At 61.7% G+C, this 24,289-nt stretch carries 22 protein-coding genes; 10 read left to right on the forward strand and 12 right to left on the reverse strand.

Annotated features, from left to right (window positions below; translation table 11 throughout):
* Window positions 1-8 precede the first annotated feature (8 nt).
* Window positions 9-995, forward strand: coding sequence for a type II secretion system F family protein (locus tag LJE98_RS04405; RefSeq protein ID WP_229573618.1), 987 nt, complete (start codon window positions 9-11; stop codon window positions 993-995).
* A gap of 10 nt (window positions 996-1,005) precedes the next feature.
* Here the strand turns inward: LJE98_RS04405 and LJE98_RS04410 are convergent, their stop codons facing one another.
* The 10 genes from LJE98_RS04410 to LJE98_RS04455 form a co-directional block, all read right to left on the reverse strand.
* A complete protein-coding gene (locus LJE98_RS04410; protein ID WP_229573926.1) occupies window positions 1,006-1,164 on the reverse strand; it encodes a hypothetical protein in 159 nt (52 codons plus the stop codon).
* A 93-nt stretch (window positions 1,165-1,257) separates the two neighbouring features.
* The gene (locus tag LJE98_RS04415) at window positions 1,258-1,722 is read right to left on the reverse strand and encodes a CoxG family protein (RefSeq protein WP_229573619.1); all 465 of its coding nucleotides are present in this window, start codon (window positions 1,720-1,722) and stop codon (window positions 1,258-1,260) included.
* Window positions 1,723-1,827: 105 nt separating this feature from the next.
* On the reverse strand, window positions 1,828-3,132 hold the full coding sequence (gene pncB / locus LJE98_RS04420; RefSeq protein ID WP_229573620.1) for a nicotinate phosphoribosyltransferase: 1,305 nt from the start codon (window positions 3,130-3,132) through the stop codon (window positions 1,828-1,830).
* A gap of 133 nt (window positions 3,133-3,265) precedes the next feature.
* Window positions 3,266-3,565 (reverse strand): hypothetical protein, encoded by a 300-nt coding sequence (locus LJE98_RS04425; protein ID WP_229573621.1) that lies wholly within the window; start codon window positions 3,563-3,565, stop codon window positions 3,266-3,268.
* Window positions 3,566-3,654: 89 nt separating this feature from the next.
* Window positions 3,655-4,617: a 2-hydroxyacid dehydrogenase gene (locus LJE98_RS04430; RefSeq protein ID WP_229573622.1), complete on the reverse strand. Its 963-nt coding sequence runs from the start codon at window positions 4,615-4,617 to the stop codon at window positions 3,655-3,657.
* Between the two features lie 12 nt (window positions 4,618-4,629).
* Complete coding sequence (locus LJE98_RS04435; protein ID WP_229573623.1) at window positions 4,630-6,255, reverse strand: ABC transporter ATP-binding protein; 1,626 nt, start codon at window positions 6,253-6,255, stop codon at window positions 4,630-4,632.
* Entirely contained in the window at window positions 6,255-6,824 is a 570-nt protein-coding gene (locus LJE98_RS04440; protein WP_229573624.1) for a hypothetical protein, read from the reverse strand. Before LJE98_RS04440 ends, LJE98_RS04435 begins: the two co-directional genes overlap by 1 nt.
* Window positions 6,825-6,834: 10 nt before the next feature.
* On the reverse strand, window positions 6,835-7,971 hold the full coding sequence (locus LJE98_RS04445; RefSeq protein WP_229573625.1) for an ABC transporter permease: 1,137 nt from the start codon (window positions 7,969-7,971) through the stop codon (window positions 6,835-6,837).
* Window positions 7,971-9,065: a microcin C ABC transporter permease YejB gene (locus tag LJE98_RS04450; RefSeq protein ID WP_229573626.1), complete on the reverse strand. Its 1,095-nt coding sequence runs from the start codon at window positions 9,063-9,065 to the stop codon at window positions 7,971-7,973. Before LJE98_RS04450 ends, LJE98_RS04445 begins: the two co-directional genes overlap by 1 nt.
* Window positions 9,066-9,206: 141 nt before the next feature.
* Complete coding sequence (locus LJE98_RS04455; protein WP_229573627.1) at window positions 9,207-11,045, reverse strand: extracellular solute-binding protein; 1,839 nt, start codon at window positions 11,043-11,045, stop codon at window positions 9,207-9,209.
* 197 nt (window positions 11,046-11,242) lie between these two features.
* Between LJE98_RS04455 and mepA the strand changes: the two genes are divergently transcribed.
* The 6 genes from mepA to LJE98_RS04485 all read left to right on the forward strand — a co-directional run bounded on the left by mepA (window position 11,243) and on the right by LJE98_RS04485 (window position 17,227).
* Window positions 11,243-12,301, forward strand: coding sequence for a penicillin-insensitive murein endopeptidase (gene mepA, locus LJE98_RS04460; protein WP_420710091.1), 1,059 nt, complete (start codon window positions 11,243-11,245; stop codon window positions 12,299-12,301).
* A gap of 88 nt (window positions 12,302-12,389) precedes the next feature.
* Window positions 12,390-12,770, forward strand: coding sequence for a methylglyoxal synthase (locus tag LJE98_RS04465; RefSeq protein ID WP_229573628.1), 381 nt, complete (start codon window positions 12,390-12,392; stop codon window positions 12,768-12,770).
* Between the two features lie 28 nt (window positions 12,771-12,798).
* Window positions 12,799-13,839 carry a glucokinase gene (locus LJE98_RS04470; RefSeq protein WP_229573629.1) on the forward strand — a complete coding sequence of 347 codons (1,041 nt, stop codon included), beginning with the start codon at window positions 12,799-12,801 and terminating at the stop codon, window positions 13,837-13,839.
* 100 nt (window positions 13,840-13,939) lie between these two features.
* Entirely contained in the window at window positions 13,940-15,739 is a 1,800-nt protein-coding gene (locus LJE98_RS04475) for an ABC transporter ATP-binding protein (protein WP_229573630.1), read from the forward strand.
* A 6-nt stretch (window positions 15,740-15,745) separates the two neighbouring features.
* On the forward strand, window positions 15,746-16,570 hold the full coding sequence (gene dapB, locus LJE98_RS04480; protein WP_370660301.1) for a 4-hydroxy-tetrahydrodipicolinate reductase: 825 nt from the start codon (window positions 15,746-15,748) through the stop codon (window positions 16,568-16,570).
* Window positions 16,571-16,591: 21 nt separating this feature from the next.
* On the forward strand, window positions 16,592-17,227 hold the full coding sequence (locus tag LJE98_RS04485; protein ID WP_229573631.1) for a 2,3-bisphosphoglycerate-dependent phosphoglycerate mutase: 636 nt from the start codon (window positions 16,592-16,594) through the stop codon (window positions 17,225-17,227).
* 70 nt (window positions 17,228-17,297) lie between these two features.
* Here LJE98_RS04485 and pcaD read toward each other — a convergent pair whose 3' ends face one another.
* Window positions 17,298-18,092, reverse strand: a complete 795-nt coding sequence (gene pcaD, locus LJE98_RS04490) for a 3-oxoadipate enol-lactonase (protein WP_229573632.1) — start codon at window positions 18,090-18,092, stop codon at window positions 17,298-17,300.
* A gap of 65 nt (window positions 18,093-18,157) precedes the next feature.
* Complete coding sequence (gene polA, locus LJE98_RS04495; RefSeq protein WP_229573633.1) at window positions 18,158-21,127, reverse strand: DNA polymerase I; 2,970 nt, start codon at window positions 21,125-21,127, stop codon at window positions 18,158-18,160.
* Window positions 21,128-21,569: 442 nt separating this feature from the next.
* Here polA and LJE98_RS04500 point away from each other — a divergent pair, with 442 nt between their 5' ends.
* From LJE98_RS04500 to LJE98_RS04510, 3 genes are all read left to right on the forward strand, one after another.
* Window positions 21,570-22,001: a MarR family winged helix-turn-helix transcriptional regulator gene (locus LJE98_RS04500; protein ID WP_229573917.1), complete on the forward strand. Its 432-nt coding sequence runs from the start codon at window positions 21,570-21,572 to the stop codon at window positions 21,999-22,001.
* A 107-nt stretch (window positions 22,002-22,108) separates the two neighbouring features.
* Window positions 22,109-23,497, forward strand: coding sequence for a dipeptidase (locus LJE98_RS04505; RefSeq protein WP_229573634.1), 1,389 nt, complete (start codon window positions 22,109-22,111; stop codon window positions 23,495-23,497).
* 314 nt (window positions 23,498-23,811) lie between these two features.
* Complete coding sequence (locus tag LJE98_RS04510) at window positions 23,812-24,270, forward strand: YbaK/EbsC family protein (protein ID WP_229573635.1); 459 nt, start codon at window positions 23,812-23,814, stop codon at window positions 24,268-24,270.
* Window positions 24,271-24,289 lie beyond the last annotated feature (19 nt).

Below are 24,289 nucleotides of genomic sequence, written 5' to 3' on the forward strand. Positions count from 1 at the left end.
TAGGCGGGATGACCGAAGACTGGGCCGCACAAATGACCGATCCGGCGTTGGTGATCGCAGTGCTGGTGGCGCTCGCGGTCTTCGGCACATTCTACACGTTCGCGATGCCGTACCTGGAACGCGGCGATCTCAACAAGCGCATGCGTGCAGTCTCGACCGAGCGCGACCTGATCCGCGCGCGTGAGCGGGCGAAGCTCAATGCCGAAGCGACGCAGAGCCGCGCATCGCTCCGGGCCAACAACAACAAGTCGGTGCGCAATATCGTCGAGCGCTTCAATCTGAAGAAGGCGCTTGTCGACGTCGGCACCGTCGACCGGCTCAAGGCTGCAGGGCTTCGTTCACAGAACGCGCTGAACATGTTTCTCGTCGCGCGCTTCCTGTTGCCCTTCGCAACTCTGGCACTGACCGCATTCTGGGTCTTCGCACTGGGAAATCTCGCCGAAAAACCGCCTGCGGTCCGGCTCTTCGCGACCATCGTGGGGGGGTATGTCGGCTTTTATCTGCCGAACATCTATATTTCGAACCGCATTGGCAAACGCCAGAAATCGATCCGCCGCGCGTGGCCAGACGCGCTGGACCTGATGCTGATTTGCGTGGAATCCGGTATTTCCCTTGAAGCCGCCATGCGACGCGTATCGGACGAAATCGGGGAACAATCACCCGAACTCGCCGAGGAAATGGTACTCACCACCGCTGAGCTCTCGTTCCTGCCCGATCGGCGCCAGGCGCTCGAAAATCTTGGCACGCGAACCCAGCTCGACGGCGTCAAGAACGTGGTCCAGGCGCTGATCCAAGCGGACCGCTATGGTACGCCTGTCGCCCAGGCACTTCGGGTGCTGGCTCAGGAAGGGCGCGACGAGCGCATGAACGAGGCGGAAAAGAAGGCCGCGGCCTTGCCGCCGAAGCTCACCGTCCCGATGATCCTGTTCTTCCTGCCCGTGCTGGTCGCGGTCATCCTCGGTCCGGCCGGCATCCAGGTGTCCGACCGCTTCTGACTGCGCTCAATCAGTGGACGGTTGCGAGCTCTTCTTCAAGGAGCTTCAACGCATCCTGAAGCGCTTCCACCAGGATGTCCGTCAGTTCGTCGGACTTGTTTTCGAGAAGCATCAGCTTGACCGCCATGTCCTGCTGTTCGAAATACTGATCAGGTCCTTCGTTCATCATCGTCATGTCCCCATAAGGCCGAATCATCTCGGCTGGTTCCCACGATGATGACGTATCCTTGCGCCGGGCTTTCACCCGATCGCGCTTTTCCGGTCAAGCCTCACTCCCTCCATCACCCGCTGTCACGGCCGCGCTGAAATTCGAGAAAAACTCTCCGGCGAGCTTTTTTGATGTCGATTCGATCAGACGACTGCCGAGCTGAGCGATTTTGCCACCGACTTCCGCCTTCACCGTGTAGGTGAGTACGGTCGCTCCTTCGCCATCGGATGTCAGCGTCACATCTGCCCCGCCCTTGGCAAAGCCGGCAAGGCCACCCTTGCCTTCGCCTGATATCGTATAGGAATTGGGCGGGTTGAGGTTCTGCAACTCGACGGCGCCCTCAAACTTCGCCTTGATCGGTCCGATCTTGAGAACGACCTTGGCCGCCATCGTGGTGTCGGACGTCTTTTCCAGGCTCTCGCAGCCAGGGATCGCCTGTTTCAGGATATCAGGATCGTTGAGGGCCAGCCATACGGTCTCGACCGGCGCCTCTATGCGCTCGCTTCCCTGCATATCCATTCGGCATTCCTCCCTTGCAGATCACGGGCTCCCTCCCGTGGAAACAAGACTGCATGGCAGGGGCGGCGGATGCAAGACATCTAAAGCATCAGAGCGTCGCTGATGTCAGACGATTACGGCCTGCTCGACACGGTCCTGTGAACCGAAGAAGCGGAGGTATCGCTCAACCTCGGCCGGATCGCCAGTTGCCTTGCGCGGATTGTCCGAGAGTTTCACGGCAGGGCGGCCATTGGCTTCCGACACTTTGCAGACGATGGAAATCGGTTTCAGGCCGGCGATCTCCACAGGTGCGCAGCCGGCGAAATCATTGGTGAGGTTCGTGCCCCAGCCGAAGGACATGCGCACACGGCCGGCGAAGTGGCGGTAGGTGTCGATGATGGCATCGACATCAAGACCGTCGGAGAAGATCAGCAATTTCTTGCGGGGATCTCGGCCCGTCTTCTTCCACCAGTCGATGATCTTCTCACCGCCTTCGATCGGGGGCGCGCTGTCCGGGCGGAAACCGGTCCAGTCGGCGACCCAATCGGGGGCGTGCTGGAGAAAGGATGCGGTGCCGAAGGCATCCGGAAGGACGATCAGCAGGTTTCCGCCGTAGAGACGGTTCCAGTCCTTGAGAACCTGGTAGGGGGCGGCTGCCAGTTGCTCGTCGTTTCTGGCAAGCGCTGCGACGACCATCGGAAGTTCGTGGGCATTCGTGCCCACTGCCTCCAGATCCGAATCCATGGCGAGCAGGACGTTGCTTGTCCCCGTGAAAGCCGGGCCTATGCCTTCCTTCAGGGCTTCGACGCACCAGCGCTGCCAGAGGAAGCTATGGCGCCGCCGGGTACCGAAATCGGAGATGCGCAGGCCCGGAAGTTCGCGCAGGCGCTCGACCTTGGCCCACATCTTGGCCTTGGCTCGGGCGTATAGCACATCGAGGGTGAAATAGCCGACGGAGCGCATGGCCGCACGCGAGCGCAGTTCATTGATGATTGCGAGCGCTGGAATCTCCCAGAGCGTCGTTTCCATCCAGGGACCGTGGAAGGTCAATTCGTATTGACCGTCGCGCTTGGCAAGCTCGTATTCGGGAAGCTGGAGATTGCCGAGCCATGCAAGGAATTCGGGTTCGAAGATCTGGGCCCGCCCATAAAAGGTATTGCCTGCGAGCCAGATCATTTCCTTCTTGGTCAGACGAAGAGACCGCACATGATCGAGCTGGTCGCGTAGCTCCTGCTCGTCGATCTCGTCGGCGAGACGGACCGAGGTGGTGCGGTTGATCAGGGTGAAGGTGGCGTTGACCTCCGGGTAAAGCTTCCAGATCATCTGAAGCATCAAGAGCTTGTAGAAGTCGGTATCGATAAGGCTGCGGATGATCGGATCGAGCTTCCAGGCGTGGTTATATACCCTGGTCGCGATATCAGTCTTGGTCATGATCCACTGCCTTCACTTCCGCAGCGGGGGCTGCGGCGGGCGACCGGAACACTTCGGTCGCTTCCGCTGCAGTTATCGGCAATCGATTTCGGATTGTCCAGTGAGCGACGTGCGCGCACCAGCCAAGCTGCAATCACTGGCCCGGCGTCGGGTTTGACTGCGGCATGTTCTCGGCTCCGTCGGAAGTGCCCCCCGGGGACGGCGCTGGAGCTGTCTGCTGCGACTCATTGGCCGGATTTTCCGGCGCAATCGAATTGCCCCACCATTCAGCGGGAATCCAGACCAGCATGGCGAGGATGAGCCCTCCCAGGAGGACAATCAGGACAGGCTTGCCGCGAAAGCCCTGGCGAGCCTCGACCGGCGTCATGGGCTCAGGCCTCAGGCCACGGGTCCGACGATCAGATGTGTCGGGCATATCGGTTCTGCTGCTCATGTGATGCTCCCATTTTCTGAGGCGCTCAAGGCGCGTTCCTCAGGACAAACGGAAGCTGTCGCGGTTTGTTCCGCGAATTCGGTGGCAGATCAGTAGCCGGATGTGCGGTCGACGACGAATTCGAGCGGTTTGCCGCTTTCCAGACGAGCGATCTGCGCCTCTACATGGCGGAAAAGTGCACGAACATCAGATGCCGCTGCCGCATGGGGCGTCACGATCACATTGGGCATCGACCAGAGCGGGCTGTCGGTGACAAGCGGCTCATGTTCGAAGACGTCCAGCGATGCTGCCTTCAGCGTACCGTCGGCGAGACACTCGATTAATTCGGCTTCGTTCTGGCTGCCACCACGACCCGCATTGAGGAAGATGGGACCGTCCAAGGCGCCAGTGCTGCGGAGCTTCGAGAAGAGCGCGCGATCGTAGATGCCGCGCGTGTCCTCGGTCAGCGGCAGGAGGCCGACGAGGATGTCGGTGCGACCCAGGAAGGCATCGAGGTCTGCGGCATCGAAGGTTTCGAGACCGGCGATCGACTTGGCACGACGCGACCAGCCGATGACATCGAAGCCCATGACCTTCAGCTTGCGGACGGCATCGGCACCGAGGACACCGAGACCCATGACACCGACCGTGACGTCACGGGCTTCCGGCTGTTCGGCGATTTCATTCCAGACGTTCTCCCGCTGTTGCCCGGCATAGGCGATGCCGTTGCGCAGATGGTGGAGGCATTGCCAAACAACCCACTCGCTCATGCGATCCGTCAGGCTGCGATCGACGAAGCGCACGATGGGAAGGTCGGGGAGTTCATAGGCCGAGAGGATGTGATCGACGCCGGCCCCACCGGAGAAGATGGCCTTCAACCCCGTGGCACGGCGGAAGAGCGCCGGATCCGGCTTCCAGACGATGGCGAATTCCGCATCGGAAATGTCTCGGTCGGCATTGGCGGGGTCGCCCATGTCGATGACAGGCCGATCTGGAAAGGCCGAACGCAGTGCGGAGACCACAGTCTCGCGCGCGAAGCGGAGGTCGATGACGACGGGGCGTTTGTCGGACATGGTAAACTCACATTATTGGCGAATGCCACCGGCCTCGACGGCTTCGAGATTGAAGGCTGCGGCCATCAGGGCACGGGTGTAATCGGCTTTGGGAGAGGCGAAGACCTCTGCCGCCGGACCCTTCTCGACCACCTTTCCACCGCGCATGACGATAAGCTCGTTGGCAAGCGCTTTCACAACCTTCAGGTCGTGACTGATGAAGAGATAGGCGAGATCGTGCCTGGCCTGAAGGTCGCGCAGGAGATCAACAACCTGGGCCTGGACGGTCATGTCGAGGGCGGATGTCGGCTCGTCGAGCATGACAAAACGGGGTTTGAGCACCATGGCGCGGGCAATCGCGATGCGCTGCCGCTGACCGCCGGAAAATTCATGCGGATAGCGCCAGCGGGTGGCGGGATCGAGGCCGACTTCCTCAAGCGCCCAGGCGACGCGAGCGTCGCGCTCTTCCGCCGTGAGCTGCTTTTCATGAACCTTCAGACCCTCGGCAATGATCTCGCCGACCGACATGCGGGGGCTGAGCGAGCCGAAGGGATCCTGGAAGACGATTTGCAGGCGATCGCGCAGCGGCCGCATCTCGCTGTAAGAGAAAGCGTGAATGTCCTTGCCAATGAAGCTGATGCGCCCCTTCGAGGCAATGAGGCGCGAGAGGGCCAGGCCGAGCGTGGTCTTGCCAGAGCCGGATTCGCCGACTACGCCGAGCGTCTGCCCGGCCCTGAGCGTCAGGTCCACGCCATCGACGGCTTTAACATGGTCCACCGTGCGGCGGAGGAAGCCGGCCTTGATCGGGAACCAGACGCGGATGTCCTCGCCCTGCATGACCACGGGTTTTGTCCCGTCCAGAAGCGGCGGCTCGCCGCGCGGCTCGGAGGCAAGCAGCTTCTTCGTATAGGGGTGCTGCGGGCGCTCGAAGATCTCTTCGACCGCGCCGGCCTCGACGATCTCACCCTTGGTCATGACGCAGACGCGATCGGCGAATTTGCGGACGATGCCGAGATCGTGGGTGATGAACAGCATGGACATGCCATGCTCGGTCTTCAGGCGGCCGAGCAGTTCCAGGATCTGCGCCTGGACGGTGACGTCGAGTGCCGTGGTCGGCTCGTCGGCGATCAGGAGCTTCGGTCTGTTGGCGAGTGCCATGGCGATCATGACACGCTGGCGCTGCCCGCCCGAGAGTTCATGGGGATAGGCCGTGAGCCGCTTTTCAGGTTCGCGGATACCGACCTGATGCAGCAGTTCCAGCACTCTTGCGCGGGCCGGGGCGCCCGCCAGACCCTGATGGAGCGTCAGGATCTCGCCGATCTGCCGCTCGATCGTGTGGAGCGGATTGAGCGAGGTCATCGGCTCCTGGAAGATCATGGTGATCTCGTTGCCGCGCACGGCACGCAGCTCCGGCTCGCTGGCCGTCATCAGGTCGCGACCGTCGAAGAGGATCTGGCCCGAGGGGTGGCTGGCGGCCGGATAAGGCAGAAGTTTCAGGATCGAGGCAGCCGAGACCGACTTGCCGGAACCGGATTCGCCGACGAGAGCGACGATCTCGCCCCGACCGATATCGAAAGAAACCCGGTCTACCGCCAGACTCTCGCTTCCGCCCTGATGGAAGGCAACGGACAGATCGCGCACGGAGAGGAGAGGTGACATCAATCGAAACCTGACAGTCGAAGTACGATAATGAACAACAAGAAAAAGCTACCAAAGGTCGTGATGTACTCTGGGAGGATCCCATACTTCCCGCCAGCACTGCCCTTGTTGCTAGCCTCGATAACCCTGCTTCCCAGTTCGGGAAACACCTCATCAAAGTCGACGTCACCTTTTCGAAAAGTAGTCTTCACCGGAAAAAGCCACGTATCGATCCGATCTAAATCCAGTGATGGCGTCCTTCGTTCGACTTTCTTGACCTCGGCGTTCTGTAGCACGTCTTGCTCGGCCAAAAACGCTGCTTCGACCAAAAGCGCAGCTACTCGCCGGTTCCGGAACTGAAATCTGAGTACCAAGTGGAAGAGTATCCAGACGATCCCGGCAAGCGGAATAAGCGTTTCCCTGCCAAGGCGTGCCATGTCCTGAGGAATTGAATTGAGCACAACGAAACCCAGAAAGAATGCTCCTTCGAGAGCAAATACACTAAAGGCCATGGCCTCCTTATGGTTGTGGTACTCCGCGTAGTGTTGGCGGAAGGATCTGAGATAACTGATCTTCTGCTCTTGGTTCATGGGATTCTCCTCATCGGAAGGTCTTCCTCGGATCGAAGGCATCGCGCACGGCTTCGCCGATGAAGATCAGGAGCGAGAGCATGATCGACATGGTGAAGAAGGCGGTGAGGCCGAGCCAGGGGGCCTGGAGATTGCGTTTGCCCTGCGCGATCAGCTCACCAAGCGAGGGCGAGCCAGGCGGCATGCCGAAGCCGAGGAAGTCGAGCGAGGTGAGCGTGGTGATCGAACCCGAGAGGATGAAGGGCAGGAAGGTCAAGGTGGCGACCATGGCGTTCGGCAGCAGGTGGCGGAACATGATCGTGCCGTTTCCGACGCCCAGCGCGCGGGCAGCGTTGACATATTCAAAATTCCGCGCGCGCAGGAATTCGGCACGCACGATGCCGACGAAGCCGACCCAGGAGAAAAGCAGCATGATGCCGAGCAGGACGAAGAAGCCGGGCGGCAGGATGGCTGCGATGATCAGCAGGATGTAGAGCACCGGCATTGATGACCAGATCTCAATGAAACGCTGCATCAGAAGATCGGTCCAGCCGCCGAAATAACCCTGCACAGCCCCCGCCGTGACCCCGATCGCGGCGGAGGCGAGCGTCAACGCCAGTCCGAAGAGGATCGAGATACGAAAGCCGTAGATCATGCGGGCCATGACATCGCGCGCCTGATCGTCGGTGCCAAGCCAGTTCATGTTGCCGAGCACGCAGTTCGGGTCCTCGGCCTTCAGCGGATAGGCGGCGCAGCGGGTTTCCTTGTCCATCAGCCAGAAGGGCGCTGTGGGTGCCGAATGCGGCACCTCGGAATTTACCGTGCGGTAGGAATAGCGGATCGGCGGCCAGACCATCCAGCCGTTGGCATTGATCTCGTCTGATATGAAGGGCGAGCGATAGTCGGTGACGGCGAGGAAACCGCCGAACTTTTCTTCCGGGTAGTCGACGACAACCGGGAAGAGGATCTCGCCCTTGTAGGAAGCGATGACGGGCCTGTCATTGGCAATGAATTCGGCAAACATCGAGAGCACGAAGAGGACCATGAAGATCCAGAAGGACCACAAGCCGCGCCGGTTCGCCTTGAAGTTTTCGAGGCGACGGCGATTGGTGGGCTTGAGCCAGGCCTTTTTCGGCGGCGCGATGGACGTGGTTTCGACGGCGGACATCAGACATCCCTCCGATCGAAATCGATGCGCGGGTCAATCCATGTGTAGATCAGGTCGGAGATGAGGCCGACCACAAGACCCATCAGCGAAAAGATGTAGAGCGTGGCAAAGACGATCGGATAGTCGCGATTGACGACGGCGAGATAGCCGAGGCGTCCGAGGCCATCGAGCGAGAAGATGTTTTCGATGAGCAGCGAACCGGTGAAGAAAGCTGAGATGAAGGCCGCGGGAAGGCCGGCGATGACGATCAGCATGGCGTTGCGAAAGACATGGCCGTAGAGCACCTGGCGCTCGCCGAGACCCTTGGCGCGGGCAGTCACCACATACTGCTTCTTGATCTCGTCGATGAAGGAGTTCTTCGTCAGCAGGGTCGTCGTGGCGAAGGCCGAAAGCAGGAGCGCTGTCAGCGGCAGTGCGAGGTGCCAGAAGTAGTCGAGGATCTTCTCCCACCAGGAGAGTTCGGCGAAATTGTCGGAGGTCAGGCCGCGGAGCGGGAACCAGTCGAAGAAGGAGCCGCCTGCGAACAGCACGATGAGCAGGATGCCGAAGAGGAAGCCCGGAACCGCATAACCGATGACGATGACGCCAGAGGTCCAGACATCGAAGCGCGAGCCGTCTGAGACCGCCTTCCTGATCCCAAGCGGAATTGAGATCGCATAGGAGATCAACAGGACCCACAGGCCGAGCGAGATCGAGACCGGCATCTTTTCGATGATGAGGTCAATGACAGACGTGTTGCGGAAGAAACTCTCACCGAAGTCGAAGCGGATGTAATTCCACATCATTTCCATGAACCGTTCAAGCGGCGGCTTGTCGAAGCCGAACTGCTTTTCGAGCTTGGCGATCAGGTCCGGATCAAGGCCCTGGGCACCGCGATAGCGGGAGCCACTCTCCTCCGTGCCGACCGACTGGTTCAGCATGTCGCCGCCGCCGGACAGACGCGCATCGGCGCTGTCGCCCTGACCACTCAGCTGGGCGATGACCTGTTCGACCGGGCCACCGGGGGCAAACTGGATGACGATGAAGGATATGCCCATGATGCCGATCATGGTCGGGATCATCAGCAGCAGACGCCGGAAAATATAGGCGATCATGCAAAACGCTCCGTAGCGGGATCAAACCCGCCGGCCAAGGCCATTCCCATTGCGTCCGCCAATCTCAGCCGCTCCCTTTCATGCGATTCGTCCCCTTCATTCCTAGTGGCTCCGGGCCAAGGCGCAAGCCCCGAGGCCGGGTCACTGGCTCTTCGCCCACCAGATCAGGGGGAAGCCGGTGGAATAGGTCGGTAGTTCAGCCGGGTGCTCGAACTTGTCCCAGAAGGCATAGCGGGCCGTCCCGCCATAGTAGAGAGGTATGACGTAGTCATGGGCGAGCAGCACACGGTCCATCGCTCTGGTCGCGGCAACCTGTTCGTCTCGGTCGGCCGGGAAGATGATCTTTTCGATCAATGCATCGACCGCGGGATCGGCAATGCCGGCATAGTTCTGTGAACCTTCGCGATCGACCGAGGTCGATCCCCAGTAATCGCGCTGTTCATTGCCCGGGTTGAGCGTCTGGGCCCATACCGTCCAGGTCATGTCGTAGTCGAAAGTCCGGGTGCGGTTGGTGTATTGCGAGTCATCGACGGTGCGAACCGCCATGTCGATGCCGATCTTGCGCAATTGCTGCTGATAAGGCACGGCCACGACCTCCAGCTGCGGGCTGGACAGAAGCAGCTCAAAGCGAAAGGGCTGACCCGTCTTCGCGTTCACCATGGCATTGCCGCGCAATTCGTAGCCGGCGTCCTTCAACAGTTCGACCGCTTTGCGGAGGTTGTCTCGCGAGGCCTGCGGCGTGCCTCCGACCGGGTTCTCATAAGGCGTGTCGAAGACCGAAGCCGGAACCTTGTCTTTCAGGGCCGTCAGCAGTTCCAGCTCCTTGCCTTCAGGAAGTCCGGTGGAGGCGAGCTCGGTTCCGGAGAAGAAACTCGCGACGCGGTGATAGGCGTTGTAGAAGACCGTCCGGTTCAGCTCCTCAAAATCGAGCGCATAGTTCAGCGCCTCGCGCACCCGCTGGTCCTTGAAGATCTCACGCCGCATATTGGGAACCAGCGCCTGCATGATCCCCGTTGCGCGGTAGGGATTTTCGTATTCCTTTTTCGTGACGCGGCCATCCTTCACGGCGGGAAAATCGAAACCGGTTGCCCAGCGGGCGGCACGCGTCTCCTGCCAGAAATCTGTGTTGCCGGAGCGGAAGGCCTCGAACTCGACGTCGCGGTCGCCGAACATCGTGTAGGTGACGTTCCGGAAGTTGTTGTAACCGACGTTGACGTTGAGATCCTTGCCCCAGTAGTCGTCGCGCAATTCGTAGCGGATGCTGGCGCCGGGCTTGAACTCGGCAATCCTGTAGGGACCCGAACCCAAGACAGGCTCCAGAGTGGTGCGTGAAATGTCACGCGGCTGACCATCGGGACCATTTCCTTCCCACCAGTGCTTGGGAATGACGGGAAACTGGCCAAGGATCATCGGTAGTTCGCGATTGTTCTTCTGGTCGAAACGGAAGGTGACGTCTCGCTCGCCGGTTTTTTCGGCCGAAATCACATGGCCGTAATAACTCATGTAGAGAGGGTTCAGCTCCTTCAGCTTTTCGAAGCTGAAGATGACGTCCTCGGGCTTCACGGGTTCACCGTCAGCAAAACGGGCTTCGGGACGCAGGCGGAAGGTTGCGCTGGAGAAGTCTGCGGGGAAAGAGACACCCTCGGCGAGCAAACCATATCCGGTGGACACCTCGTCGCTGGAATCCTTGAGCAAGGTGTCAAAGACATAAGCAAGCGCCGGGGCCGCCTCTCCCTTGTTCAAAACCGGGTTGAAGCTGTCGAAGGTGCCGGTCGACGACATGCGAAGCGTGCCGCCCTTGGGCGCTGTCGGATTGACGTAGTCGAAGCGTTCGAAGCCTGCTGAATATTTCACATCGCCGACGATGGCGACGCCGTGCACGAACGGCTCAGCCGGCTCCTGCGCGGTCACAAGCTGCGGCGAGAATGCCAAAACCGCCAGGAGACCACCGAACACCGCACTCTTCTTGTTCAGACCCATCGACCGATTTCCCCTTGATTTTCATGGTTGCGACGCAGGATAGGGCAAATGTCGACAAAAAACAGGCAGCTGACAGAGATGTGAGCGGCGTTGCATCCGCAGATTCACCCCATTTCCATTTCACGCTAGACTGACAGGTGATTCACCCGGGGCGCTGCGCCCTTGGGAGATCAGGACAGACCGGGGACGAACACACGATGAAAACGACCAGGGGCAGCCGCCCGATCGCCGCGGCACTGATGCTTGCGGCGGCCTTCGCGACCGTCATCGGCGACGCGGCCTTTGCCGAGGGGCGCCCCGCAAAGGAATTGTTTGGCGGCATGGCACTGCCGGCCAAGGCTGCCCCCTCGCCGTACGGATCCTATGCCAAGGGCTGCATTGCAGGGGCAGTCGCCATCCCGACCGATGGGCCGACCTGGCAGGCCATGCGGCTGTCGCGCAATCGCCGCTGGGGCCATCCGCAGATGATTGCGCTTCTCGAACGGTTTTCCAGAGATGCGGTGCAGCTCGGCTGGGGATCGGGGATCCTGATCGGGGATATTTCGCAGCCACGCGGCGGCCCGATGCTTTCGGGCCATGCCTCGCATCAGATCGGCCTTGATGCCGATATCTGGTTCACGCCGAAGCCTGTAAACCCGTTGTCGCCGCAACAGCGCGAAGACATGCCCTTCACGTCCTTGCTGGAAAAGAACAAGTTCCTCACCGTGGACAGGCGGCTCTGGACCGACACCCTTGCCCGGATTGTCGTGCAGGCGGCCAGCTATCCGCAGGTGGAGCGCATCTTCGTCAATCCAGCGATCAAGAAGAAGCTCTGTGACACCTGGCCCGGCGACCGCTCCGCGCTGGGCAAGATCCGGCCAATCTACGGTCACGACGCCCATTTCCACATCCGCATGCGCTGTCCCGATGGCGCGAGCGGTTGCAAGCCGCAGGCCGCAGTGCCGCCAGGCGACGGCTGTGACAAGTCGCTGGCCTGGTGGTTTACCAAGGAGCCCTGGGCGGCTCCAAAGAAGGACCCGAACGCCAAGCCGGCGCCGAAGCCGCGGGCCATGCAGGTGTCCGACCTGCCTAAGGCCTGCGCCATGGTGCTGGATGCCGGTGGACCGTCGAGCGAACTGGAGGCGACCTACCAGGCCCATGGCGGATCCATGCCCGCCGCTGCCTCGGCCTTTGTCGCGCCTGTGGCCGCAGCCGACCCGTCTTTCGAGATTCCCGCAGTGGTACCCGTGCCCGCCGCTCGCCCCGCCGGTTGGTGAGACGTCCTGCGCCTGATGCCTTTTCAAGCGCGGCGGGCTGCGCTAGATGGGTTTATCAAATCGATTAAAATGAGTTGGGGGACCCGTCGTGAGCCGCACCCGTTGTATCGCCCTGATCGCGCATGACCAGAAGAAAGATGACATGGCGGAGTTCGCCAGACGCCACAAGGCCAAGCTCATGGGCTGGCGGATCGTGGCGACGGGCACGACAGGCGGCCGGATCAAGGAGGCCGTATCCGAGCTCGACGTGACGCGGCTGAAGAGTGGGCCGCTTGGCGGCGATCAGCAGATCGGCGCATTGATCTCGACCGGCGAAGTGGACATGCTCGTCTTCTTTGTCGACCCCTTGACTCCGATGCCCCATGATGTGGATGTCAAGGCGCTGATGCGGCTGGCGACCGTCTACGACATTCCGATGGCGCTGAACCTCTCAACCGCCGACATCCTAATGCAGACCCTGACTGCCTGAGGCAGCGGGGGCCAAGACCGGACAGACCATGGCCCAGACACAGCGCGACGACACCCTCCCCTTTCCGATCCTGATCGGCGACATCGGTGGCACCAATGCCCGCTTCTCGATCCTGATCGACGAAAGTGGCGAGCGGATCAGCTTTCCGAACGTGGTGAACAAGGACTTCGCGACGATTGACGATGCGATCCGCACCTGCGTTCTGGAAACCACGAGCCACAAGCCGAAGTCGCTGATCCTGGCGCTGGCCGGGCCGATCGAAGGCGACGAGGTGCCGCTGACCAACTTCCCCTGGATGGTCCGGCCGAAGGTGCTGATGGCCGATCTCGGCTTTGCCGAAGTCTTGCTGCTCAATGACTTCGAAGCACAGGCTCTTGCCGCAGCAACGCTCGAAGCCAGCGACCGGCAGAATCTCGGCTCGCTCAGCGAGGCGCCGCTCGGTTCGCGCGTCGTGCTCGGGCCCGGTACGGGCCTTGGCGTTGCCGGCCTGGTCAGGGCGCGGGACATGTGGTTCCCGGTTCCGGGCGAAGGCGGGCATGTGGATGTGGGGCCGCGCACGCTTCGCGATCACCAGATATGGCCATATCTGACGCCGGTGCGTGACCCGAATGCGGCACTCGGGCGCATTTCCGCCGAAGAGCTTCTCTCCGGACGCGGGCTGATGAACATTTACCGCGCCCTCTGCAAGGCGGATGGCAATCTGACGCCCCGTTACGACGAACCGGCAGAGGTATCGGCTGCCGGTATTTCTGGCGCGGACGCCAGGGCGGGGGAAGCGCTCAGCCTCTTTGCCACCTATCTCGGTCGGGTCGCGGGCGATCTCGCACTCATTTTCATGGCCAAGGGTGGCGTGTTTCTTGCCGGCGGAATCTCGCCGAAGATCCTGCCTGCGTTGCAGAGCGGCGAATTCCGCGCGGCCTTCGAGGACAAGGCCCCGCATCAGGCCCTGATGCACAGCATTCCGACCTTTGTCGTGACCCATCCCCAGGCCGCCCTGCACGGGCTCGCAGCCTTCGCAACCGCGCCGGCCGACTTCGGGCTTGCCACCGAGGGGCGTCACTGGCGCTGAGCGCAAAGGCCGTCCGCCTATGGCCAAAGCCGCCGCGACTGGCTATAGAGCGGCGGCGCCTGCGCGGGCGTAAAAGAGCAATCGCACAGGACATTTCTTCTTGGCCGCCAGGAACACCGAAACCCGCAAGACGGATATCGAAAGCGTCTCCGCCATCCTGAAGCGCGTGATCGCGGAAAACGGGCGCGAACACGTCAGGGGTTACACATTCGCCATCTTCTGCCTGCTGACGGTCGCGGCGACTACGGCATTCACCGCCTGGATCATGGAGGCCGTGATCAATGAGGCGTTTGCCAATCGGCGGGCCGACCTCGTTTGGATCATCTGCGGCGCCATCTTTGCGGCTTTCGTGATCCGCGGTTTTGCCGGCTACGGGCAGGCCGTGACGCTGTCGAAGATCGGCAACAATATCGTGGCCCGCTATCAGCGTCGGCTGTTTGCCCATCTGATGTCGCTTTCCGTCGGCTATTTCAGCGAAGCCCGATCCGCCCGCCTCGCTGCCCAGATCAACGAGAATATCAACGGCGTCCGGGATGTTCTCAATCTCACCGTTACCTCGCTGGCGCGCGATCTGGTCACCCTCGTCGCCCTGATCGGGGTCATGTTGTTCCAGGATCTGGTTCTGACGCTCATCGTCTTTACCGTGGCGCCGCCGCTGATGATCGGACTGCGCTATCTCTCCAGGCGGCTGCGCAGCGCCACGAAAGAGAGCATTATCCTCAATTCTCATGTGCTGGGGGCGGTCCAGGAGACCGTTCAGGGCATCGCCATCGTCAAGGCCTTCACCATGGAGGCCCAGTTGCAGAACAAGATCCAGTCGACGATCAACGAGGCGGAACGCCGCGCCAACAAGATCGCGCAACTCAGCGAACGCAATGGCCCGATGACGGAAACGGTGGCCGGCTTCTCGATTGCGGGGGTCATGGCCTATGCCGCCTACCAGGCGATCTATGGGGGCGTCCTGCCCGGCGCCTTCTTCTCCTTCGTCACTGCGCTTCTGCTCGCCTACGAACCGGCAAAGCGGCTCGCGCGCCTGCAGGTGCAGATGGAACGCGCTGCCGTCAACGCCCGCATGATATACGAGATATTGGACACCCAGCCACATCAGCGCGACAAGACCGGTGCGGCGGCGCTTTCGGTTACGGACGCGCGGATCGAGTTCCGCGACGTGACCTTTGCCTATGGCTCCAACCCGCCTGTCCTGCGCAAATTGAGCTTTACCGCTGAGGGCGGACAGACGACGGCGCTGGTGGGTCCTTCGGGCGCCGGAAAGTCGACCGTCATCACGCTCGTTCCGCGTTTCTACGATCCGGCAGGTGGCGAAATCCTGATCGACGGGACGAACATCGCCGACGTGACGAAGGCGTCGCTCCGCCAGCACCTCGCCTATGTCTCGCAGCAGCCCTACCTTTTCGAAGGCTCGATCCGCGACAATATCCGCTATGGCCGTCCCGAGGCGACAGATGCGGAGATCGAGGATGCGGCGCGGCTCGCCAATGCGCATGACTTCATCCTGGCGCAGCCGCAGGGTTATGACACGCCCGTCGGCGAAAACGGCGTGACGCTATCCGGTGGCCAGAGGCAGCGGCTCTCGATTGCCCGTGCGCTTGTGCGCAACGCGCCGATCCTGCTGCTCGACGAGGCGACCTCCGCACTCGACACGGAATCGGAAGCTGCCGTGCAGCAGGCGCTCGACGCCGCCATGGCCGGGCGCACCGTCATCGTCATCGCGCATCGCTTGTCCACGGTTGTCAACGCCGACAAGATCATTGTCATGCAGGCGGGCGAAGTGGCCGAGGAAGGCACGCATGAGAGCCTTGCACAGCAGCCGGGCGGTCTTTACGCTCGCCTCAACAACCTGCAGGCCGCGTCCAACGGCCCGCACAACATTCAGGAATAGACCCGCATGGATACACCCATGAAGCTCGTCGTCGTTGGTGCCGCCGGTCGCATGGGCAAGACGCTCATCAAGTTGATCAGCGAGACGCCGGGCATCGTGCTGCATGCGGCGGTCGAACGGACGGGCTCTGCGGTTCTCGGACAGGATGCCGGCGAATTGGCCGGCGTGCCGAAGCTCGGCGTTGCCGTGACCGACGATCCGCTGGCAGCCTTCGTGCATGCGGACGGCGTCGTCGACTTTACCACGCCGGCTTCGACCGTGGAGTTCGCAGCGCTCGCCGCGCAGGCGCGGATCGTGCATGTCATCGGCACCACCGGCTGCCTGACGGAGCACGAGGAGAAGATCGATGCCGCCGCGCGGCATGCGCGGGTGGTGAAGTCCGGCAACATGAGCCTCGGCGTCAATCTGCTCTCGGTTCTGATCAAGCAGGCGGCGCGCGCGCTGGAAGCCTCGGGCTGGGACATCGAAGTGCTGGAAATGCACCACAAGCACAAGGTTGACGCGCCCTCCGGCACGGCACTCTTGCTCGGCGAAGCGGCGGCGGAAGGGCGAGGCATTGCGCTTGCCGATCATTCGGTCAGAGTGCGGGACGGACATACCGGACCACGCGAAGAGGGCTCGATCGGCTTTGCCACGCTGCGCGGCGGATCCGTCATCGGGGAACACTCCGTGCTGTTTGCCAGCGAAGGCGAGATGGTCACGCTTTCTCACAGCGCGACCGACCGGTCTCTCTTTGCGCGCGGCGCATTGCGGGCAGCCGTCTGGGCCCGGGACAAAAAGCCCGGCCGCTATACCATGCTCGACGTGCTCGAGCTCAACTCCACCCCCTGATCGTCAAGAGAGGAATTGTCGATGACCGGTACACTCGTGCTCGTGCGCCATGGCCAGAGCGACTGGAACCTGAAAAACCTGTTTACCGGCTGGCGTGATCCCGATCTCACGGAGCTCGGCGTCCAGGAAGCCAATGCCGGCGGCAAGGCGCTTGCCGACTATGGCATCAAGTTCGACATCGCGTTCACCTCGGTGCTGACGCGTGCGCAGAAGACCTGCGACATCATCCTCGAAAACGTTGGCCAGACGGACCTCGAGACGATCAAGGACCAGGCGCTGAACGAACGTGATTACGGCGATCTCTCCGGCCTCAACAAGGACGATGCCCGCGCCAAGTGGGGCGAGGAGCAGGTTCATATCTGGCGCCGTTCCTATGACATCCCGCCGCCAGGCGGCGAAAGCCTGCGCGATACCGGTGCGCGCGTCTGGCCCTATTACATGACCGAAATCCTGCCGCGCGTTCTGCGTGGCGAGAAGGTCCTGGTGGCTGCACACGGCAACTCGCTGCGCTCGCTGGTGATGGTTCTCGACAAGCTGACCAAGGAACAGATCCTCGGCGTCAATCTCGCGACCGGCGTTCCCATGGTCTACAAGCTGAAGGCGGATTCGACCGTGGCTTCCAAGGAAGTCCTGGGCGACATGTCCGGCGCGCATTGAGTGCAACAGTAAACGCTTGATATGAAAGAAGCCGCCCATGAGGCGGCTTCTGCATTTCCAGGTCCTGTTGTCAGTTCGCCTGCTTGCGCATGAAGCCCTGAATCAACTCCGCGAGGGCCTCTGGCTGCTCGACACAAGGGATGTGCGCGCAATCGTCGATGACCTCGAAACGGGCATCGGGCACAAGTTGAGAACCGGCCTCCACGGTTGCGGGCGGGGTGGAGCCATCCTGGTCGCCGACGACGAAGAGGGTGGGCACGGTGACGGTCGGCAGGACGTCGGAGAAATCCGTGTCGCGCAAAGCCGCGCAGGTCGAGAGATAGCCGGAAAGAGACTGGCGCGTCATCATCAGACGGTAGCCAGCCAGCTCGTCGGCACGGTCATCATGGAAGGCCGGTGTAAACCAGCGGTTCATGGCGTTATCGGCTGCACTTTCTATCCCGTCCTTCTCGATACCGGCGATGCGTTCGGCCCAGATCTCGGCGGTGCCGATGCGGGGGGCGGTGTCGCAGAGGATGAGCTTGCGGAACAGATCCGGCCGCTCCTGCCAGAGGCCCTGGCAGACGAGACCGCCGACCGAGAGGCCGCAAAAGGTCGCCTTGCGGATGCCGAGTTCGTCGCAGAGCGTGGCCAGATCCGAGACGAGATCCGACATGCCGAAGGGCGTGTCGGCGCCACCGGAGAGGCCATGGCCACGGCTGTCATAGAGGAGTACCGAGACGTCGTCGCCGAGTTCGTCGAAGAGCGGCAGCCAGATACGGAAGTCGGTGCCCAGCCCGTTGGAGAAGACGATCAGGTTCTTGGCTTTCGCCTCGCCGATCAGCTCATAATGCACGACGTTTCCGTTGATGGTGGTGAAAGCCAAGTTTCGTACTCCTGTGGGGCTGCGCTGAGCCCTCGTGTTTCGGTGCCGGCCGAGGCCGGAAATTCTCAGTGTGCCTCGTCCCAGTTCTGGGCTGCCCGCGCATCGACCTTGAGTGGTACACGCATGGAAACGGCGGGCATGGCGGCATTTTCCATGATGTCGACGATGACGGGCATGGCGGTATCGACGGCTTCATCCTCGACCTCGAAGATCAGTTCGTCATGCACCTGCAGCAGCATGCGGCAACGTTCCGACAGACCAGCAGCGGTGAGCGCCGGCTCGATCTGGATCATGGCGCGGCGGATGACATCGGCGGCCGAGCCCTGGATCGGGGCGTTGATTGCGGCGCGTTCGTTGAAGGCGCGCATCGAGGGGTTGGACGACCTGATCTCCGGATAATGCGCGCGCCGACCGAAGATGGTTTCCACAAAACCATTCTCGCGGGCGAAGGCCTTGGTGGATTCCATGTAGTCCTTGATGCCGGGGAAGCGCTCGAAATATTTCTTGATGTAATCGCCAGCTTCCGACCGCTCTATGCTCAGCTGATTGGCAAGGCCAAAGGCAGAGATGCCGTAGATGATGCCGAAGTTGATCGCCTTGGCGCGGCGACGGACATCCGACGGCATGCCCTCCACGGGCACGCCGAACATCTCGGACGCGGTCATGGCGTGGATATCGATGCCATCGGCGAAGGCCTGACGCAGCTGCGGGATGTCGGCGACATGGGCCAGCACACGCAGCTCGATCTGACTGTAGTCGGCCGACAAGAGCTTGTGTCCTGGCGTCGAGATGAAGGCCGTGCGGATCTTGCGGCCTTCAGCCGTGCGGACCGGGATGTTCTGCAGATTGGGCTCTGAAGAGGACAGGCGGCCGGTGGTGGTGGACGCGAGCGAATAGCCGGTGTGGACGCGCTTCGTCTGCGGATGCACGTAGCCCGGGAGCGCATCCGTATAGGTGGATTTCAGCTTGGTCAGCTGGCGCCAGTCGACGATCTTGCGTGGCAGCGGGGCCCCTTCTGCCGCAAGGTCTTCCAGAACCTGGGCGGACGTGGACCACTGGCCGGTCTTGGTCTTGGAGCCACCTGGGAGGCCCATGCGGCCGAACAGGATATCGCCGAGCTGTTTGGGCGAGCCGATGTTGAAGCGCTCGCCGGCGAGTTCGTAGACCTCGTCCTCGGTGGCTGCGGCCTTCTGGGCGAGTTCGCCTGACAGACGCGAGAGGATCTGGCGATCGACGGTGATGCCGCGCTCTTCCATATGCGCGAGAACGGGCACCAGCGGGCGCTCCAGACGCTCGTAGATGCGCGTCAGGCCTTCCGCTGCGAGGCGCGGTTTCAGCACCAGCCACAGACGCAGCGTCACGTCAGCATCCTCGGCGGCATAGGCCGTGGCGCGATCGATGTCGACGAGGTCGAAGGTGATGGAGGACTTGCCGGAGCCGGCAACGTCCTTGTAGGGGATCGGCGTGTGGCCGAGCCATTTTTCCGACAGGCCGTCCATGCCGTGATTGCCCTTGCCGGCATCAAGCACGTAGGACATCAGCATGGTGTCGTCGAAGGACTGAAGCGTGATGCCGTGGCGCTTCATCACCAGGTAGTCGTATTTCAGGTTCTGGGCGACCTTGAGGACCGAGGGGTCTTCCAGAAGTCCCTTCAATGCCGAAAGCGCCTCCTTCATCGGGATCTGGCCTTCCGCATGCCCCCCGCCGAGCAGGTCGCCGATGCCGGTCCTGTGTGTCAGCGGGATATAGGCGGCGCGAATGTCGGTCGAGCCTGGCGACAGCACGTTGTCCTGGATGGCCAGCGAGACGCCGACGAGTTCGGCCTGCATCGGATCGAGCGACGTTGTCTCGGTATCGAAGGCGACGAGGCCGGTTTCGCGGGCAGCGGCGATCCAGAGTTCGAGGGTCTCGATATCGCGGATGGTGACATAGGCGGTGGCATCGAGCGGCTTGCCCGCAAAGGCATTGGCCCGGCTGGCTACAAGGTCAGCCGGCGTTGTGCCGTCGGCGCCTGCAGTGGTCGCGGCAGCGGAGCCCGGCGCCGGGGCTGAAGGCGCGGGCACGTCGCCGGCATCAAGGTCGGGACCACGGGCGGCATCCCCCCATTCGACCGGCACGATGGCGGGCTCTATGGCAGCGGCATCGCAGTCGCAGGCTTCGGCGACACGACGGGTCAGGGTGGTGAATTCCATGGTCTTCAGGAAGCCGATCAGCTTCGGCCCGTTCTGGGGTTCCAGCACCAGGTCTTCCAGCTTCATGTCGATCGGCACGTCGGTGCGCAGTTCGACGAGCTGGCGGGACAGGCGAGCGAGCTCGGCATTGGCGACGATGTTTTCGCGGCGCTTGACCTGCTTGATTTCCCCGGCACGGGCAAGCAGGGTTTCGAGATCGCCGAACTCTTCCAGAAGCTGGGCTGCAGTCTTCGGGCCGATGCCGGGAATACCAGGCACGTTGTCGGTCGAATCGCCGGTCATCGCCTGCAGGTCGATCATCTTTTCCGGGGCTACGCCCCATTTCTCGATGACGTCGGGGATGCCGATCTGCTTGTCCTTCATCGCGTCGTACATATGCACATTCGCGGTGACGAGCTGCATCAGGTCCTTGTCGGAGGAGACGATCGTCACATCGGCACCAATTGCCTCGGCCTGGCGGGCATAGGTCGCGATGATGTCGTCAGCCTCGAAGCCTTCTGTCTCGATGCACGGCAAGTTGAAGGCGCGGGTGGCGTGGCGGATCAGACCAAACTGGGGAATGAGATCTTCCGGGGGGGCCGAGCGGTTCGCCTTGTAGAGCGGGTAGATTTCCTTGCGGAAGGTCGTCGACGAATAGTCGAAGATCACAGCCAGATGGGTCGGCGTCACCCCGACATCGGTATTGCGGGCATCGCGCAAGAGCTTCCACAGCATGTTGCAGAAGCCCGAGACCGCATTGACGGGCAGGCCGTCCGACTTGCGGTTGAGGGCCGGGATGGCGTGGAAGGCACGGAAGATGAAACCCGAGCCGTCGACGAGGAAGAGATGATCGCCTTTTTTCATGTCGGCATGGATAGCGCGAGGGCGGCTAAACGTCCATGACGGTTTGGCGCGAATGCCCCAAAATCGCCGGTGACGGCGCTGGCAACCGGGTCACTGGTGTTCCACCGAAACATCACGAAAAGCTTACCGATTTGTAATCTCGCTTTCCCTTGAAAAACCACAATCCGGATCACAAATCTCAGTCATCGGCGCCTGATCACGCCGTAGTCTGAAAGAGGCTCGTCCCCCGCCGCTTCAGACTCGGGCAAAGGCCTTATCCCCCTCTCCGGGCCTTTGTCCCCATATTCCGGAGCCGTCGTGGCAGTCCCCCGCCTAGTTGCCACGGCGGCCTCCGTCCCCCGCCTAGAAATCCAAAATTAGTCAGCCTCGGAAATGGATCGCATGCGATCATTCCCGAACAACGAACCACGACGACGTGTCGAGTGCCATGGCCCATGACCGTATGATCCCCGACCGCTCCGAATCCGCCACATGGCTGGCGAGCCAGCTGGCGCGCGGTTTCACGCGGGCTTTGCAGGCACGGGCGGGGAAACTCGGTTTTTCGCCCGGGCAGTTTCCGATCCTGATCGAACTCTGGGCGGAAGAGGGGCTGACCCAGAGGCAGCTGCTCGACCGGGTCGATGTCGAGCAGGCGACGATCGCCAACACCTTGTCCCGCATGGTGCGGGACGGATTGATCGAGCGGCGCGCACACCCCACGGACAAGCGGGCACAGCAGATCTTCCTGACGGACAAAGCGCGCGACATGCGCGAAGAAGCGCTTGCGGCGGCCGAAGAGGCCGAGCAGGCTGTCTTTCACGGCTTCCGGCGCTTCGAGAAGGAATTGCTCAAGGAATATATCCGCTGGGCGATCGCCAACGCACGCAAGCTGTGAGCGGATGTCGACGGGACCCTTGAGAAAAATTCGCGGTTCCGACGCCTCGAAACGTCAGGAGGTTTGGTCTATCGTCCGCCGCACTTTCAAAATTGCAGGACATGACCATGACCGATCTCTCCCCCATCCTTGCCAAGGCCGACGAGGCCCTGCCGCAGAGCCTCGAGCGCCTGTTCGATCTCGTGCGCATTCCGTCGATCTCGACGGATCCGGCCTATAAGGACGATTGCCGCAAGGCCGGCGAATGGCTGGTTTCCGCACTGGGCGAGCTTGGCTTTGATGCTTCGCTGCGCGACACGCCCGGCCATCCGATGGTGATTGCCCATCACGCGGCCGATCGTGAGGACGCACCGCATGTGCTATTCTACGGCCACTACGACGTGCAGCCGGTCGATCCGCTCGATCTCTGGGAAGACGATCCCTTCGCCCCTGCGATCAAGGAGAAGGATGGCCGCAAGGTCATTACCGGTCGCGGCACCTCCGATGACAAGGGGCAGTTGCTGACCTTCGTCGAAGCCTGCCGTGCCTATAAGGCGGTGAAGGGCACGTTGCCGGTCGAGATCACCATCCTGTTCGAAGGTGAGGAAGAATCCGGTTCGCCGTCCCTCAAGCCCTTCCTCGCCGCCAATGCCGACGAACTGAAGGCCGATTTCGCGCTGGTCTGCGATACCAGCATGTGGGATCGCGATACGCCGGCCATCGCCGCCGCGCTGCGTGGCCTGGTTGGCGAAGAAGTCACCATCATCGCCGCCGACCGCGACCTGCATTCCGGCCTCTTCGGTGGTGCGGCCGCCAATCCGGTTCATATCCTGACCAGGATCCTGGCCGATCTGCATGACGAGACAGGCAAGGTCACGCTTCCAGGCTTTTACGACGGCGTCGAAGAGACGCCTGCCAATATCAAAGCCTCCTGGGAGAGCCTGGGGCGGACGGCGGAAAGTTTCCTCGGAGAGGTCGGCCTGTCAGTGCCTTCGGGTGAAAAGGGCAGATCGGTGCTGGAGCTGACCTGGGCGCGCCCCACGGCCGAGGTAAACGGCATCATCGGCGGCTATACCGGCGAGGGCTTCAAGACGGTTATCGCGGCCAAGGCGTCGGCCAAGATTTCCTTCCGCCTGGTGGGCACGCAGGATCCGGCGAAGGTGCGCGAAAGCTTCCGCGCTTTCGTGCAGACCCGCATCCCCGCCGATTGCAAGGTGGAATTCCATGAACATGGCGGTTCGCCGGCGATCCAGCTTTCCTATGATTCGCCGGAGCTGACCAAAGCGAAAAACGCATTGTCGGACGAATGGCCGAAGCCCGCCGTCATCATCGGCATGGGCGGCTCGATTCCGATCGTCGGCGATTTCCAGAAGATGCTGGGCATGGATTCACTGCTGGTCGGTTTCGGGCTGACCGACGACCGCATCCATTCGCCGAACGAGAAATATGACCTCAACTCGTTCCACAAAGGCATCCGCTCGTGGATCCGCATCCTCGACGGGCTGGCAAACGGCTGAAGTCCAAAAAGCAAAAAGGCCGGTCAAAAACCGGCCTTTCCTTTACGTTTCAACGACTTGCTGCCAGTACATCCGTGGTCAGTGACGGAAACGTGCCATGCGATGTGTCGGATGTTGGCCCGCCTTGGCGAACCGCATCCCGGATCATGATGATCGCTCTGGATGCTTAACAACCGGTTAAGCGTTGCAAACTTCCTGAAACAGGATTTCGCAAGCGCTCTATCGCCTGGTGATCCGAAGATGGTGATTCTCGATCACGCTTTCAAGGGTATGTGCGCTTGAAAAGCGGGGCCGGCTGCGGATAGGATTTCCTCATGAGTCTCGAATCCGTCCGCCAGTTCCTTCGGGAACACGCTCCCGATATCTCCGTCATCGTCACCGAAGCGAGTTCCGCGACCGTGGCACTTGCGGCCGAAGCGCATGGCGTGGAGCCGGACCAGATTGCCAAGACCATCTGCCTTCGGATCGGCGATGACGTGGTGCTGGTGGTGACTGCGGGGACGAAGCGGCTCGACAATCGCAAGTTCAAGGATCGCTTCGGCGTGAAGCCGCGCATGCTGGACGCCGAGGCGGTGGTCGAGGCAACGAGCCATCCGGTGGGCGGTGTGTGCCCCTTCGGCCTGCCCTCGCCGCTCACGGTCTATTGCGATCTGTCGCTGAAGGCCTTCGACGAAGTGGTACCGGCCGGAGGCGCGACAAACGCTGCCGTGAAGATTACCCCGGAACGCCTGCTTTCGCTGGTCAACGGCGAGTGGGCAGACCTCTGCCAGTAACCGCGCGATCCCTGCAAAG

The organism is Rhizobium sp. 'Codium 1' (genome assembly GCF_020889605.1).
Lineage (GTDB): Bacteria > Pseudomonadota > Alphaproteobacteria > Rhizobiales > Rhizobiaceae > Allorhizobium > Allorhizobium algae.